The sequence below is a fragment of the Veillonella parvula genome (assembly GCF_018366295.1).
GTDB classification, from domain to species: domain Bacteria; phylum Bacillota; class Negativicutes; order Veillonellales; family Veillonellaceae; genus Veillonella; species Veillonella parvula_P.
Genome location: NZ_JAGZIJ010000004.1, coordinates 62,656 through 76,980, shown reverse-complemented (window position 1 = coordinate 76,980; position 14,325 = coordinate 62,656). Strand labels below are relative to the sequence as shown.

Here is a 14,325-nt window from a genome sequence, read left to right as displayed (position 1 = left end):
ATATATTATGTAATGATTAAATTTATTTGCTATGCTAGTATATGGAGGTTATGATGAGTAAAGAGAAACATAAAAAAACAAACGCATTACGTATTTTAGATACTCATAAGATACCTTATAGTATTAGCGAATATGAGTGGTCTGAAGAGCGTGCTGCTGGCCTTCATGTAGTAGAAGCATTAAAACTCGATGAGAAACAAGTCTTTAAAACATTAGTTGGCAAAGGTGACAAAACTGGATATGTAGTATTCTGTATTCCTGTGGCTGAAGAGTTAGATATGAAACAGGCAGCACGTGTTAGTCATAATAAGTCTGTAGAGCTTGTTCATGTTAAGGATTTGTTAAGTATTACAGGTTATTTGCGCGGTGGATGTTCTCCAGTAGGCATGAAAAAAGCATTCCCTACCTATTTTGATGCTACTATGGAACCCCAAAAGTTTGTATATGTAAGCGCAGGTTTACGCGGTATGCAAATGAAGGTAAATCCAAAGGATTTGGCGTCTGTCGTAAATGCTGAATTTGTTGAACTGACAATGGACCATTAAGGGGGGGCGTATGGCAAAAAAGTTTTATGCTGTTCGTCAGGGTCGTGTACCAGGAGTTTACACTACATGGTCTGACTGTGAAAAACAAGTAAAGGGCTATGGTGGTGCTATCTACAAATCATTTTCGACAGAAGCCGAAGCACGTGCTTTTGTAGAGGATTCAGGTTTGTCTTTAAGTGATTTTATGAGCGCTAAAAAGAGTGAACTTAAGTCGCCACAAGAAGTGAAGTTTAAATCTAAAAATTCTAGGCCTATAGTTTCTAGTTTTAGTATTCAAAGTAAAGTATCAGCAAATGTTGTGAAACCAGATTTTACTACTCCAAACTATATGGTTGCGTATATCGATGGTAGTTATAATAAAGAGACCAATACTGTTGGAGCAGGTGGGGTTATCTTTTTGAATGGCAAGAGGAAAACTTTTTCTTTTTCCTCTACTGATAAACGATATACATCGTTTTGGAATGTAGCTGGCGAGTTGTTGGCTGCTATGCATGTTATGAAATATGCCGTTGATAATGGGATTTCTGAATGTTCACTTTACTATGATTATATGGGCATAGAAATGTGGGCTACTAAGGGATGGAAACGTAATAATGAGCTAACCCAAGAGTACTCAGCATTTTATGATTCTATAAAAAATCGTGTGCAAGTTTACTTTCACAAGGTGGCTGCTCATACGGGCGATACATATAATGAAATGGCTGATGCACTAGCAAAACAAGGTGCAGGTATTTAAAGATGTTAGAAGGGAGGGCGCTATGAATATATGTGTTACTGGTGGGGCCGGATTTATTGGTTCCCATTTAGTTGATAGATTAATTGAATTAGGTCATGATGTACTCGTTATAGATAATTTATCTACAGGTATGCGCTCCTTTGTACATGAAGATGCTCAATTTATTGAGATGGATGTACGAGATCCAAAATTACTATCTGTATTTGAAGAGTTTAAGCCGTCTATTGTTTTCCATGAAGCGGCGCAAACAATGGTACAATCCTCCATGGAGAACCCAAGTTATGACTGTGATGTAAATCTAATAGGGCTTATTAATGTTCTCGATGCTTGTCGTAAAGTGAATGTTGAACAATTTTTAATGCCTTCATCAGCTGCTGTATATGGCGACTTGGCAGTATTGCCATTGACTGAAGACTTGAGTGGTATGCCTTCGTCTTTTTACGGCTTAACAAAGCTTACTGCAGAAGGCTACTTGCGAATTTATCATGAAGCTTTTGGATTAAATACAGTATGCTTTAGATATGCTAATGTATATGGACCACGTCAAGGTGATGGTGGTGAAGGTGGTGTTATCAGTATTTTCAACCGCTTGATTGTCGAAGGGCAACCATTAACTGTATTTGGTGATGGTGAGCAAACTAGAGATTTCATTTATGTAGATGATGTGGTAGATGCTAACATTAAGGCTATGGGGAATGGTCAATGCACAGGTATTTATAATATATCTACCAATAAGGGAACATCTGTGAATGAGTTGATTACGCGATTCCGGTCTATTAGTGGGACAGATTTTATGGTTTATTATGAAGATGAGCGTATAGGAGATATTAAACATTCGCGCTTAAGTAATGTGAAAGCTGAACGTGATTTTGGCTTTACTGCTACTACAACATTAGAGGACGGCTTACAAAAGACATTAGAATACTTTAAAGCTCATCATAAGTAAGGGGTATAAGGTTTGGGGATATGAGTGATACGCAATTTTGGGTGACCGTAGGTATATGGAATTTTATCGTATTTAGCCTGTATGGATATGATAAATTATGTGCCATTAATGGATATGATCGGATTTCAGAGTTCACATTACTATTTTTAGCTTTTGCCTTTGGTGGTGTTGGTGCTTTATTAGGTATGGTCCTATGGCGTCATAAGACATTAAAAATTAAATTTAAATTAGCCATCCCTTTTGCATTACTTTGGTCTGTATATGCAGTCGGATTCGGTTATGGCTTGTGGGTAAAATGATTGTATAAACTAATATTTTATTCATTCTTTTATGGTATAATAAAAGAATATTGTACATAAAATGTCAGTGAAGGAGATATTTGATGTTGCGATTACAATCAGGTTTTGAGTTAGATTATGCTAATATATATAATGAAAGTTGCATACAAGAACGCGATGTGAATAATTTTGAACGAGCTATACAAAATGTATGGCGTCATACAAATATTTTGCGTTCTACAGGCTTTGAAGAAGGTCATGTTTCTAAAGATGGTTTACCTGAACCTGTGTTGTTTTACCAACTTCCATATATTTCAGAAGATGGTATCAATACACCAGATATGTTAGAGCGGCTTTACGAATTACGTGACTATGCACGCCATAATATTGATACAGTTGTATCTGTAGGTATTGGGGGCTCCTATTTGGGAAGCAAAGTTATTTTTGATGTACAATGTGGAGCATTTTGGAATAACTACAGTGCAGAGGATCGCGACGGCTATCCTAGGATGTATTTTGCAGGCTTTAATGTGGATGGTGATTACTTAGTAGGGCTAATTCGTACGTTAGAGTGTCAAGCTCAGAAAAAAGGTCCTGATTATAAGGTGATGCTCGTTATTAATTCTAAGTCTGGATCTACCATTGAACCTATGGCTAACTTCATGATTTTGGAGAAGGCTTTACAAGATCGTAATATTAACTACGAAGTGATAGCTGTTACAGATGTATCTGATGATGAACATCCTACGATTTTACGATCTATGGCGATAGAAAATAATTGGAAGACCTATAGTATTCCTTATGGCGTAGGTGGTCGTTTCTCTGTATTTACAGAAGTTGGTTTTGTAACGGCCGCTCTTGTAGGATTTGATATTGAAGGATTTTTAGCTGGTGCTGCATCTATGGATGTAGCATGTCAAGAAGAAGACATTTTTAAAAATCCAGGCCTTTTAAGTGCATTATTGAAATATATTGCATCTGAACGATATGGTCGTATTATAGAGGTGTTTATGCCTTATAGTGAAGCACTCCACTCATTATCTGATTGGTATGTACAGCTCCTATCCGAATCTCTTGGAAAAATGAGTAATACTTGTCTACCATATGGCCGTACGCCAGTAGCTGCAGTAGGTACTATGGATATGCATGCTCAAGTTCAAGAGCATCAAGAGGGGCGCCTAAATAAGGTAGTTCAATTTATTAAGGTTAAGGACTGGAAACATAATCTCATTGTTCCAGATTCTTATAGTCAATATGAACGTTTACACTCTCTATCTGATGTAGGCATTTGTGATATTTTAAACATTGCTTTAGATGCTAATAGAGAAGCCTTGTCTAGTGACAATCGTTTTAACATGACTATAACTGTACCAACATTAAACGCATTCCATTTAGGGGAAATTATGTTTATGCATTGTTGGGCCGTTTATTTTGAGTCCATTTTTGCGGGCGTTGATGCTTTTGATCAACCAGGGGTAGAGGTTTATAAGCGTCTCATTGGGCCCAAATTGGCTCGAGCAAAGGATGTACATAATTCATGAGGGGGAACTATGAATATTTTAGTAACAGGTGGTGCTGGTTATATTGGGAGTCATACTGTACGTGCTTTACAACAAGCAGGATATACACCAATCATTGTAGATAATTTATCTCGAGGGCATGTAGAATCTATTCCTGAAGGGGTAAAGTTCTACAATATGGATATTGCAGATCCTAAACTAGTAGGCATTATGAAAGAACATAACATCCTAGGTGTAATGCATTTTGCTGCTCACTCACAAGTTGGTGAATCCATGCAAAATCCAGCTATTTATTATGAAAATAATGTAGTTGGTTCCTATCACCTTATTGAGTCTGCTCGTACCGCAGGTATAAAGCATTTTGTATTTTCTAGTACGGCTGCTGTGTATGGTGAGCCAAAGGTAGTGCCTATTCGTGAGGATGCTCAACTGCAACCAACAAATGTATATGGTCGCACTAAATTGATGATAGAAGAAATGATGTCTGATTATAGTTCTATCTATGGTTCTACATATGTTGCGTTGCGTTATTTCAATGCGGCCGGTGCAGATCCGTCTGGTATGATTGGAGAAGACCATCATCCTGAAACTCATTTGATTCCACTTGTGTTAGATGCGGCTCGCGGTAAAAGAGAGCATATAACTGTATTTGGTACTGATTATGATACGGCTGATGGCACATGTGTACGCGACTATATTCATGTCAATGATTTAGCAACTGCTCACGTATTGGCTATGGACTACTTACGTAAAGGCGGAGAATCTCAAGTATTTAATCTTGGTAGTGGCAATGGATTCTCTGTAAAGGAAATCATCGAGACTGCAAAAGAGGTTACAGGTATCGATATTCCTGTTCAATATGGTGATCGCCGTGCTGGTGATCCAGGAACATTAATTGCATCCTCTGAAAAAATTAAAAATTTACTTGGTTGGGATCCTAAATTTAGTAATGTTGCTGATGTTATCAAAGATGCATGGCATTGGCATACATCTCATCCAGATGGGTTTAGTAGTAAATAAAGAACAAATAGTTTTGATTTGTCAATATAATGAATGACTCTATTAGTCACCGTGGTGACTGGTAGAGTCATTTTTTTGTAGGATTTTAAAAGAGCCTCCTAGAATATGTCAGCAGGAGGTGGATTATGAATTTACGAGACTATATAGAACGTATGAAAATGTGGATTGATAAGCAGCATTTTATTATGCGCCACTATAAGTTTGCACTTGGTATTTTCCTTATCATTGCGGTGGCCCTTTTAGGTATTGGTATTTTTTATCCTCATGAGGAGGAAAATGTTCATATTAGTTTAGATCAATCTAATGGTAGAGATGGTAATCAAAATGAACGAGGCTCAGAGAAATTATCAAAAGAAACAACACATGGTAATAGAACAGGGAAAGGAAAGAACTATTTTAAAGATGAAAGTGATATAAAAAATGTAAAGGATAGAGAGGTAAAAAGCAATGTTCATGGACGATTATTATATGATATTACCGGTGTTGAGCGAGCAAATCCTTGGCGAGAGGTTTTTAAAGATATTCCTATAGATGATTTACTTGGTCAGAATAAGATGACTAAAGATAGTAATGGCAATTTCGTTGATATAAATAATAATTTATATGAGTCCGATGATGAAAAGAGTACTTTTGGAAAAGCGGAAGATAAAAGTCGTAGAAATGGAAAATATCAACAAAAAAGAAATAATAAAAAGCATAGTGGTAATTATATTGAATTAAAATCTAAAGATACTAGTGCTAGACGAGTTGGATCCAGTATACAACCTACTATAAGTAATCCTATCAAACAACATCCCATAGAGCTTATAGGTATTATTGAGGGACAACAGAATATTGCCATTTTACGAAAAGGTACAGAGGAACAAATGGTTAGTATAGGAAGTGTGTGGAAAGAAATATCAGTATCTAAGATAACTGCAAGTGGTGTAGAAATTATTGAAGGAGGTTCATCACGGTGGCTAAGAATCGAGTAAACTTTTTAGGTCTAAAATATATAGATAAGATTATAGTGATAGTTATATTGCGAATAAGCTTATGGATGGTCGTCATGCTTGTAACTCCGTTCATGGTATTTGCTAATAGTACTGATAGGATAGGTACTAATAGAAATGATAGAATAACTGCTAGTAGTTCTGAAACTATCGTAAATAGTAGTGAAGTAGATAAAAATGAAAAAAAGGTTGGGAACGAACTCATAACGATTTCTGTACGCAATGCATCCTTAAAGGAGACCGTCTTAGGCATTTGTCGTAGTTATGGTATATCCGTAATTGGTGTAGAGTCGTTAAAAGGGAGTATTACGGCCACTGTAAAGGGAGAATCACCAGAAGCAATTATTAATGAATTAGGTAAGTTATATCATTTTTCCGTATCGAAGGAGCATAATACCCTTCTTATTGATTCTGATGATGAAAAACTTGAAAAAAGAGAGCTATATGTTATATCACCTGAACATTTGCCGGCTGAGTCTTTGAAAAATGTGGTAGGCACAGTGGTAAAAAATGATAAAATGGCAGTGCTTTCAGAACAAAACGAAGTAATTATGCATTTGACGAGTGGAGAAAAGCGACGTGTAGAAACCTTAGTACGTGCTATCGACAAGGAACCAAAACAAGTGCAATTAGAAGCTACCATCATTGCTATGGAACAATCCTATGCTAAGGAACAAGGATTTAGATGGTCTTGGCTTAGCTTGACCGGCCATGGAGAAGATAAAACACATTCCTATGGTGCCGTTACCTTTGGCAAAACTCCGACTGGAGAGGCCTATAAGTTCTTTGTAAAACCAGAGCTAAGTCTTATGGAAAGCTCAGGTAAAGCCGTTCTAATTGCAAAGCCATCTATTATGGCTCTCAATGGTGAGACTGCACATATCTTGATAGGTGAAAGAATACCAGTTATAGAAGAATCGGAAGTGAATGGAGAACGAAAGCGTTCTACTCGTTATGAAGAGGTGGGCATTAAGTTGAATTATACTCCTATTATTACTGCTGATGATGGTGTAGATGCTAAAATACATGCAGAGGTGAGTACACCTATTATGGTATCTGAAATGAAAGCCTATAAAATAAGCACACGTCAAGCACATACAAGAGTACGATTACAACCAGGAGAAGTGCTGGTTATTGGTGGACTCATGGACAATCGAGATCAACATCAAATACAAAAGATACCTATTTTAGGAGATATCCCTTTGTTAGGAAAATTATTCCGTCATAGTCGAAAAACAAAAGACTCTATAGAAATGCTAATGTTAGTGAGGGCAACTGTGGTATAATGAAGAGTAAATGATTAGGAGGTTGTGAATGGAACGCATTCGAATGATAGGCCTTGGAAAATCGTTTGGAGTGCGCCAAGTATTTTCCAATGTGTCCTTTGAGTTAAAAGAAGGTGATCGACTCGCCTTGGTAGGCCCTAATGGGGCTGGAAAATCTACCTTGTTAAAGTGCATATTAGGCTATGAAGAGCTGGATGAAGGTAATGTAGTCAAGTCGCCTGTTGCTAGTATTGGCTATTTACAACAAGATGTAAATCTGGGGGATGATAGCCTTGCTACAGAAATAGAAAAGGCTTGGGCCGATGTTCATGCATTGGAAAAACAATTAAAAGAACTCACTAGTCGATTGGAATCTGAAGAGGCTAGCGAATCGGATTTACAACGCTTAGATTATTTACAGAATCGTCTAGAATGGTTAGGCGGGTATGACTACGAGCAAAAGACAAAGCGCATAGTCTATGGTCTTGGTTTTACTGACGATGACTTAGATAAGCCGGCTAATGCATTTTCAGGTGGTCAAAAAACACGTATTAACTTAGCTAAAGCATTAGTACGTAGTCCCGATTTTTTATTCTTAGACGAACCAACTAACCATTTAGATATGGATATGCTGGAGTGGTTAGAGGGGTACCTATCTGCCTATCAGGGTGGAATTTTCATTGTAAGTCATGACCGGTATTTTTTAGACCGTATTGTCACAGGTGTTGTAGAGTTAGATAATCATAAGGCTACAACCTATCGCGGTAACTATAGTCGGTATATTCAACAACGGGATGAACGCTTAAAGGCAGATATGGTGGCTTATGAAAAACAACAGGAGTACATTAAGAAAACAGAGGCTTATATAGATAAATACCGTGCTGGTATCAAGTCTAAAATGGCTCGTGGTCGTCAGTCTCAACTCAATCGATTAGAACGTCTAGAGGCACCTGTTACTTCACATCATTTACAATTTTCGTTCCCTCCTGCAGCAATGAGTGCCGATAAGGTTTTAGTACTAGATCGCTTATCTGTAGGATATGGTGAAAGTCGTATTATTAATGATATCTCTCTTGTTGTTCGACGTGGTGAATCCGTAGCACTTATCGGGCCTAATGGAGCTGGTAAGTCTACACTGGTGAAAACTATTGTAGGAGAATTATTCCCTGAAAATGGTCATGTAGATATTGGCAATCGGGTACAAGTGGGTTACTTCTCACAAGAGCACGAAGAGTTGCACGATTCTTGGCAGGTAGTAGAAGAGATTATGAATCACTTTAACTACAGTGAGGATAAGGCGCGTAATGTGCTTGGGTCGTTCTTATTTAAAGGTGATGATGTATTTAAGCTAGTAGGTGAATTATCGGGTGGTGAGCGCGCTCGTTTAGCTTTGCTTAAGTTATTTCTTCAAGGCGATAATTTCCTAATTTTAGATGAACCGACCAATCATTTAGATATTCCTACACGAGAAATCGTAGAAAGAGCATTACAACAATTTGAAGGGACTTGCTTTATTATTTCTCATGATAGATACTTCTTAGATCAAGTTTCTACAAAAACAGTAATTCTAGATGAAGGTAAAATTACAGAGTACCTCGGTAATTATTCATACTATAAGGAAAAGCTGAAAGAGCAAGAAGACTTATTAGCATTAGCTAATGAGAAAAACTCTGAGAGCAGTAAGCGTGATAGTAAAGCTACTCCTACTAATGAGTCAATGCTTTCAGCATCAGAAACTATAGAGGAAAATCAGAAGAAGCCAAATGCTTATATGGTAGAAAAACAATTAGCTGAGGTAGAAGCTGAAATTGCTCGCCTCGAGGCGACGATGAAAATGTATGAGGTGCAATTAGCTAATCCTGTAGTACAACAAGATTTAGATGAAATGTCTAAAATTTCCATACAAATTGAAGAGACTCAAACTGAGTTGGATTCATTATATGAGAAGTGGGAACGGCTATGTGAATAGCTTTTTAATGTATATATTATTAAGGAATTAAAATCATTTTCTTTTAATTGACAAAAGATTGAAATTTCTCATAATATAGGTATAGAATCAAAGTTTTATGTTTTAAAGGAAGGGTGTAACATGAATAAATCCATGTTAAAAAAAGCAGTCATTTTTGGCCTTGCTGGTGTAATGGCAGTTGCTGCTGGTTGTGGCAGCAATAAAGATGCAGGTAATGCAAATAGCAATGAAGCTAAAATCGCATTGTTGACAACAACAACTGGTGGTGCAGCAGCATATGGTGAGTCCATTAAAGCTGGTGCAGAATTGGCAGTAAGCGAAATCAATGCTGATGCAAATGCTGTAAAAATTAACTTATTAGTAGAAGATACTAAAGGTGATAAAAACGAAGCAATTAATGCAATGAATAAAGTAATTTCTAAGGATAAAGTTGTAGCTGTTATCGGCCCAATGTTATCTGGTGAAATGATGGCAGCTGGTCCTGTAGCAAACAAAAGTAAAATCGTAGCTCTTGGTACATCTACAACTGCTGAAGGTATTACAGATATCGGCGATTACATTTTCCGTAATGCTGTACCTGAATCCTTGGCAGTAGATACTGCAATTAAAGAAGCACATAAAACTTTAGGCTTCAAAACTGCAGCTATTATGTACTCCAACAATAATGACCAAATGGTATCTGTAAATAATACAGCTCGTAAAGCATTGGAATCTGAAGGCGTACAAATCGTTGATACTGAAACATTTGCAGATAAAGATACTGACTTCTCTGCACAATTGACTAAAATTCAACAAGCAAAACCTGATGTAATTGTAGTTGCTTCTCTTTACCAAGAAGGCGCATTAATCATGAAAAAAATGCGTGAAATGGGTATGAATCAACCTGTAGTTGGCTCCAATGGTTTCAACAGCCCACAATTCATTAAAATTGCTGGCGATGCTGCTAACGGTGTTATTGTTGGTACGCCATGGTTCCCTAACAAAGAAGACCAAAAGGTTAAAGATTTCCGTAAAGCCTATGTGGCTAAATACGGTAAAGAACCTGACCAATTCGCTGCTCAAGCATATGATGCAGTATATCTCTATGAAACAGCTTTGAAAAAAGCAGGGTCCACAACAGATCGCGAAAAATTCCGGGAAGCATTGAAAAACATTGCTGACTTCGTTGGTGTAACTGGCCAATTCAAATTCAACGAAAAACGCGATCCTTCTATGGAAGTTCAAGTATTACAAATTAAAAACGGTCAATTTGACGCATTAACAAAATAAGTTGAGGTAGTATAGTGTTTTTACAACAATTAGTTAACGGGTTAACCCTCGGTAGCTTATATGCTGTACTCGCTATTGGCTTAACACTTGTGTTCGGTGTTTTGAATATTATCAACATGGCTCACGGAGGCATCTTTATGATAGGTGCCTTCGTTGGTCTTTTTATGGTAACAATTTTTAACGTTAACATTTTTGTAGCCCTTATCGTAGCTATGGCTGTAGGTGCTATCCTCGGTTATCTTTTAGAATTTGTGGCGCTTCGTCCACTACGCAAGAAAAAGGTGTCTCACTTGGCACCACTTATTAGTACCATTGGTGTTTCTATTTTCCTTGAAAGTTTGGCATTATTGCTTTGGGGCCCTCAAACTAGATCATTCCCACCAGACTATATTGGTGGCCTAATCGACTTTGGAGCTTTCAAAATTTCTATGGTACAAATTATTGGTTTAGGCGTTTCTGTTGTGCTAATGCTGATTTTAAATATAGTTATTAAGAAAACTAAGATTGGTAAGGCTATTCGTGCTGTATCCATGAGTACGGAAACAGCAGCTCTCTTAGGTATCAATCCAACAATGATTATATCTATTACTGTTATGATTGCATCTGCTTTAGGTGCAGCGGCAGGTGTATTGGTAGGGTTGTCCTTTAATGCTATTGAGCCTACTATGGGTGTTATTATAGGCTTTAAAGGTCTGGCAGTACTTATCTTAGGTGGTCTTGGTAATATTACAGGCGCCATGGTTGGCGGCTTTATTTTAGGTGTAGCAGAAATCTTCTCTGTTGCTTATGGTGCATCTACATTCCGTGATGCTGTGGCCTTTGGTCTCATTATCCTATTATTATTCTGGCGCCCACAAGGCTTGTTTGGATCTAAAGATAAAGGGGGTAGACCGTAATGGAATTATTAAACCCGTATTATCTACAGATCGTGATGTTTTTCATCATTAATGCCATCATGGGTATTTCAATTTATTTCACACTGGCAAGTGGACAGCTTTCTTTAGGGGCTGCTGGATTTATGAGTGTTGGTGCATACGTAGGCGCTATTCTTTCTTTGAAAGCTGATTTGCCTATCGTTGTAGGCATTATTATTGGTGGCTTAGTTGCTAGTCTTGTGGCTGTTATTATCGGTTTGCCAACAACACGTCTTAAAGGTTTGTATCTTGCCATTGCTACACTTGGATTTGGCGAAGTTGTGCGTGTAATTTTCTTGAATTTGGATATTACAAATGGTGCATTAGGCCTTTCTGGTATTCCATCCATTCCTCAAGAATTGACAAATTATGCCTATGAATTTGATCTCGATGGTTTAATGGGCATTGATGCTGTTGCATGGGGCAATCTAATGGCTATCATTATTTTGTTAGCTATTTTAGTATTGATTATCGCCTTTTGTGTACGGATTAATAATAGCCGTGTGGGTCGTGCCTTTGCAGCGATTAAGGCTGATGATCATGCAGCAGAATTGATGGGTATTAACGTTGTATACTACAAGATGATGGCCTTTATCATTGGTGCTTTCATCGCTGGTATTGGCGGTGGTTTGTATGCGCATATTACAAACTTTATTAATCCTACAGATTTCAGCTACCATAAAGTAGTACAAATTTTGTTATTCCCTGTATTTGGTGGTTCCAATGTAGTATGGGGCTCCGTATTAGGTTCCTTTATTCTTACATTATTACCAGAAGTATTGCGTTTCTTATCCGACTATCGGGACATCATCTATGGTGCATTACTAGTCATTTTGATGGCCGTTCGTCCAGATGGTATTCTGACAGAATCTATGGTAGATAAAATTAGTCGCAAATTAGGCTTTAAAAAGGCTCCATATATTCCAGAGTCACAAGTATTAACAGAACGTTTTGAAGCATATAAACGCAAACAACAAGAAGAAAAACAAGGATAGGAGGGAACTGAATGCTATTAGAATTAAATGACGTAAGTAAAAGCTTTGGTGGCGTTGCAGCCCTCACAGGAGTATCTTTTGGCGTTAAACAAGGTGAAGTATTTGGTGTCATCGGTCCAAATGGTGCTGGTAAGACCACACTATTCAACTTGATTACTGGTGTATTCCCTGCAAGTTCTGGTGAAATTGTATTTGATGGTATGTCTGTTGTAGGCATCAAGCCTCATAGAACTGTTGAAATGGGGATTGCTCGTACATTCCAAAACATTCGTCTCTTTGGCAATATGACAGCTCTTGAAACTGTTTTAACCGGTATGCATTGTCGTACTGGCTCTGGCTTCTTATCTAGTTTTTTGAAAACAAAACGGCAACGCATTGAAGAAGAGCGTTGTCGTGGTATTGCTTATGAGTTCTTAAAGCTTGTAGGTCTTGAAGCAGATGCAGAAGAGGTTGCAACATCATTACCGTATGGTAAGCAACGTCGTCTTGAAATCGCTCGTGCCTTAGCGACACACCCTCAGTTAATCTTGCTTGATGAACCGGCAGCAGGTATGAATGATAGTGAAACTGAAGTTCTGCGTCAATTGATTGGCAAGATTCGTGACCTAGGTATTACCGTTGTGGTTATCGAACATGCCATGGAATTGATGATGAATATCTGTGATCGTTTGGTAGTACTTAACTTTGGCAAGAAAATTGCTGAAGGTACACCTCAAGAAATTCAAAATAATGAAGCTGTAATTGAAGCATACTTAGGTAAAGAGGAGGTGTAATATGTTAAAACTAGAAAATATTGTGGCTGGTTATGGACATATTACAGCCTTAAAAGATATAAGTTTAGAAGTTCCACAAGGTTCCATTGTATCTCTTATTGGTGCTAATGGTGCTGGTAAGACTACGACGATGAAGACTATTATGGGACTTGTAAAACCCACATCTGGTCGAGTGATTTTTGAAGATCAAGATATTACAGGTCGCCAAACCCATCAAGTTGTACAAAGTGGTATCTCCTTAGTTCCTGAAGGACGTCAAATTCTACAAGATATGAGTGTTTATGAGAACCTTGAAATGGGTGCTTATACACGTAAAGATAAAGAAATCGAAGCAGATATCAAAAAGGTATTTAAACGATTCCCTATTCTTGATGAACGAAGTTATCAATTGGGTGGTACTTTATCAGGTGGTCAACAGCAAATGCTAGCTATTGGTCGTGCACTTATGGCTCGTCCAAAATTGTTATTATTAGATGAACCATCTATGGGTCTTGCACCTTTAGTAGTAAATGAGATTTTTGAAACCATTAAAGAAATCAGCGCCGATGGAACAACAGTTCTTTTAGTAGAACAAAATGTGCGTCAAGCATTGAAGATTGCTGATTATGCGTATGTTTTGGAGACTGGTAAAATGGTATTATCTGGCTCTGCTGATGAAGTTCGCCATAATCCTCGCGTTATGGAAGCTTATTTAGGCGGTCGTGTTGAATAATTAATTATATAGAGCGATCATTAGTGTCAAAAACTTTGAATAAGGTGTATATACTAGATTTCTAGTATATACACCTTATTTTTTTATCACTAATTCTGATATAAATAGAAAAACTATGTGAGCTAATAATGAAGTGAGTTTATATATTTTTTATTATTTTTAAGAAGTTCAATGATAAAACTAGTGAATTAGGAATGAAAAAAGCAAATAAAAATTAATGAGCATATATTGAAAATACTGTATTTTTAAGGGATTATTGTTGAAGGTTTTATGAAGTTGGCTTGGAACATACTAGATTTGTAGAAGAACATTTAAAAAAATGATAAAATAGCATGACTGATTTTTTAGATATAAGATACATCAATAATTAAGTGATGAATTAAATAAGTTG

Annotated in this window: 14 protein-coding genes; all 14 read left to right on the top strand. The window is 37.2% G+C overall.

Features of this window, described 5'->3' with window-relative positions; genetic code table 11:
• The first annotated feature begins 53 nt into the window (after nucleotides 1–53).
• The 14 genes from ybaK to KHY58_RS05355 all read left to right on the top strand — a co-directional run bounded on the left by ybaK (nucleotide 54) and on the right by KHY58_RS05355 (nucleotide 13,934).
• Nucleotides 54–545, top strand: coding sequence for a Cys-tRNA(Pro) deacylase (ybaK, locus tag KHY58_RS05420; protein WP_004697210.1), 492 nt, complete (start codon nucleotides 54–56; stop codon nucleotides 543–545).
• A 10-nt stretch (nucleotides 546–555) separates the two neighbouring features.
• Nucleotides 556–1,281, top strand: coding sequence for a ribonuclease H family protein (locus KHY58_RS05415; RefSeq protein ID WP_278472409.1), 726 nt, complete (start codon nucleotides 556–558; stop codon nucleotides 1,279–1,281).
• Between the two features lie 22 nt (nucleotides 1,282–1,303).
• Nucleotides 1,304–2,227 carry an NAD-dependent epimerase/dehydratase family protein gene (locus KHY58_RS05410; protein WP_278472407.1) on the top strand — a complete coding sequence of 308 codons (924 nt, stop codon included), beginning with the start codon at nucleotides 1,304–1,306 and terminating at the stop codon, nucleotides 2,225–2,227.
• 20 nt (nucleotides 2,228–2,247) lie between these two features.
• Nucleotides 2,248–2,526 (top strand): DUF1294 domain-containing protein, encoded by a 279-nt coding sequence (locus tag KHY58_RS05405; protein WP_058948421.1) that lies wholly within the window; start codon nucleotides 2,248–2,250, stop codon nucleotides 2,524–2,526.
• A gap of 83 nt (nucleotides 2,527–2,609) precedes the next feature.
• Nucleotides 2,610–4,046: a glucose-6-phosphate isomerase gene (locus KHY58_RS05400; RefSeq protein WP_278472405.1), complete on the top strand. Its 1,437-nt coding sequence runs from the start codon at nucleotides 2,610–2,612 to the stop codon at nucleotides 4,044–4,046.
• Nucleotides 4,047–4,055: 9 nt separating this feature from the next.
• Nucleotides 4,056–5,045 (top strand): UDP-glucose 4-epimerase GalE, encoded by a 990-nt coding sequence (gene galE / locus KHY58_RS05395; protein ID WP_270278885.1) that lies wholly within the window; start codon nucleotides 4,056–4,058, stop codon nucleotides 5,043–5,045.
• A gap of 125 nt (nucleotides 5,046–5,170) precedes the next feature.
• Nucleotides 5,171–6,019 (top strand): hypothetical protein, encoded by an 849-nt coding sequence (locus tag KHY58_RS05390; RefSeq protein WP_118091537.1) that lies wholly within the window; start codon nucleotides 5,171–5,173, stop codon nucleotides 6,017–6,019.
• Nucleotides 6,001–7,323: a type II secretion system protein GspD gene (locus KHY58_RS05385; protein WP_118091538.1), complete on the top strand. Its 1,323-nt coding sequence runs from the start codon at nucleotides 6,001–6,003 to the stop codon at nucleotides 7,321–7,323. The genes KHY58_RS05390 and KHY58_RS05385 overlap by 19 nt, the downstream gene beginning before the upstream one ends.
• Nucleotides 7,324–7,351: 28 nt before the next feature.
• Nucleotides 7,352–9,271, top strand: a complete 1,920-nt coding sequence (locus KHY58_RS05380; protein ID WP_118091539.1) for an ABC-F family ATP-binding cassette domain-containing protein — start codon at nucleotides 7,352–7,354, stop codon at nucleotides 9,269–9,271.
• 120 nt (nucleotides 9,272–9,391) lie between these two features.
• A complete protein-coding gene (locus KHY58_RS05375; RefSeq protein ID WP_278472402.1) occupies nucleotides 9,392–10,540 on the top strand; it encodes an ABC transporter substrate-binding protein in 1,149 nt (382 codons plus the stop codon).
• Nucleotides 10,541–10,554: 14 nt separating this feature from the next.
• Nucleotides 10,555–11,436 carry a branched-chain amino acid ABC transporter permease gene (locus tag KHY58_RS05370; protein WP_278472400.1) on the top strand — a complete coding sequence of 294 codons (882 nt, stop codon included), beginning with the start codon at nucleotides 10,555–10,557 and terminating at the stop codon, nucleotides 11,434–11,436.
• The gene (locus KHY58_RS05365; protein ID WP_004697216.1) at nucleotides 11,436–12,449 is read left to right on the top strand and encodes a branched-chain amino acid ABC transporter permease; all 1,014 of its coding nucleotides are present in this window, start codon (nucleotides 11,436–11,438) and stop codon (nucleotides 12,447–12,449) included. The genes KHY58_RS05370 and KHY58_RS05365 overlap by 1 nt, the downstream gene beginning before the upstream one ends.
• Before the next feature lie 11 nt (nucleotides 12,450–12,460).
• Nucleotides 12,461–13,222 carry an ABC transporter ATP-binding protein gene (locus KHY58_RS05360; protein WP_008600621.1) on the top strand — a complete coding sequence of 254 codons (762 nt, stop codon included), beginning with the start codon at nucleotides 12,461–12,463 and terminating at the stop codon, nucleotides 13,220–13,222.
• A gap of 1 nt (nucleotide 13,223) precedes the next feature.
• Entirely contained in the window at nucleotides 13,224–13,934 is a 711-nt protein-coding gene (locus tag KHY58_RS05355) for an ABC transporter ATP-binding protein (RefSeq protein WP_012864169.1), read from the top strand.
• The last annotated feature ends 391 nt before the right edge of the window (nucleotides 13,935–14,325 follow it).

Coding starts and splice junctions, on each gene's coding strand:
- ybaK (WP_004697210.1), top strand. CDS start 54: ATGAGTAAAGAGAAACATAAAAAAACAAACGCATTACGTATTTTAGAT.
- KHY58_RS05375 (WP_278472402.1), top strand. CDS start 9,392: ATGAATAAATCCATGTTAAAAAAAGCAGTCATTTTTGGCCTTGCTGGT.
- KHY58_RS05390 (WP_118091537.1), top strand. CDS start 5,171: ATGAATTTACGAGACTATATAGAACGTATGAAAATGTGGATTGATAAG.
- KHY58_RS05410 (WP_278472407.1), top strand. CDS start 1,304: ATGAATATATGTGTTACTGGTGGGGCCGGATTTATTGGTTCCCATTTA.
- KHY58_RS05405 (WP_058948421.1), top strand. CDS start 2,248: ATGAGTGATACGCAATTTTGGGTGACCGTAGGTATATGGAATTTTATC.
- KHY58_RS05400 (WP_278472405.1), top strand. CDS start 2,610: ATGTTGCGATTACAATCAGGTTTTGAGTTAGATTATGCTAATATATAT.
- KHY58_RS05415 (WP_278472409.1), top strand. CDS start 556: ATGGCAAAAAAGTTTTATGCTGTTCGTCAGGGTCGTGTACCAGGAGTT.
- KHY58_RS05380 (WP_118091539.1), top strand. CDS start 7,352: ATGGAACGCATTCGAATGATAGGCCTTGGAAAATCGTTTGGAGTGCGC.
- KHY58_RS05360 (WP_008600621.1), top strand. CDS start 12,461: ATGCTATTAGAATTAAATGACGTAAGTAAAAGCTTTGGTGGCGTTGCA.
- galE (WP_270278885.1), top strand. CDS start 4,056: ATGAATATTTTAGTAACAGGTGGTGCTGGTTATATTGGGAGTCATACT.
- KHY58_RS05355 (WP_012864169.1), top strand. CDS start 13,224: ATGTTAAAACTAGAAAATATTGTGGCTGGTTATGGACATATTACAGCC.
- KHY58_RS05365 (WP_004697216.1), top strand. CDS start 11,436: ATGGAATTATTAAACCCGTATTATCTACAGATCGTGATGTTTTTCATC.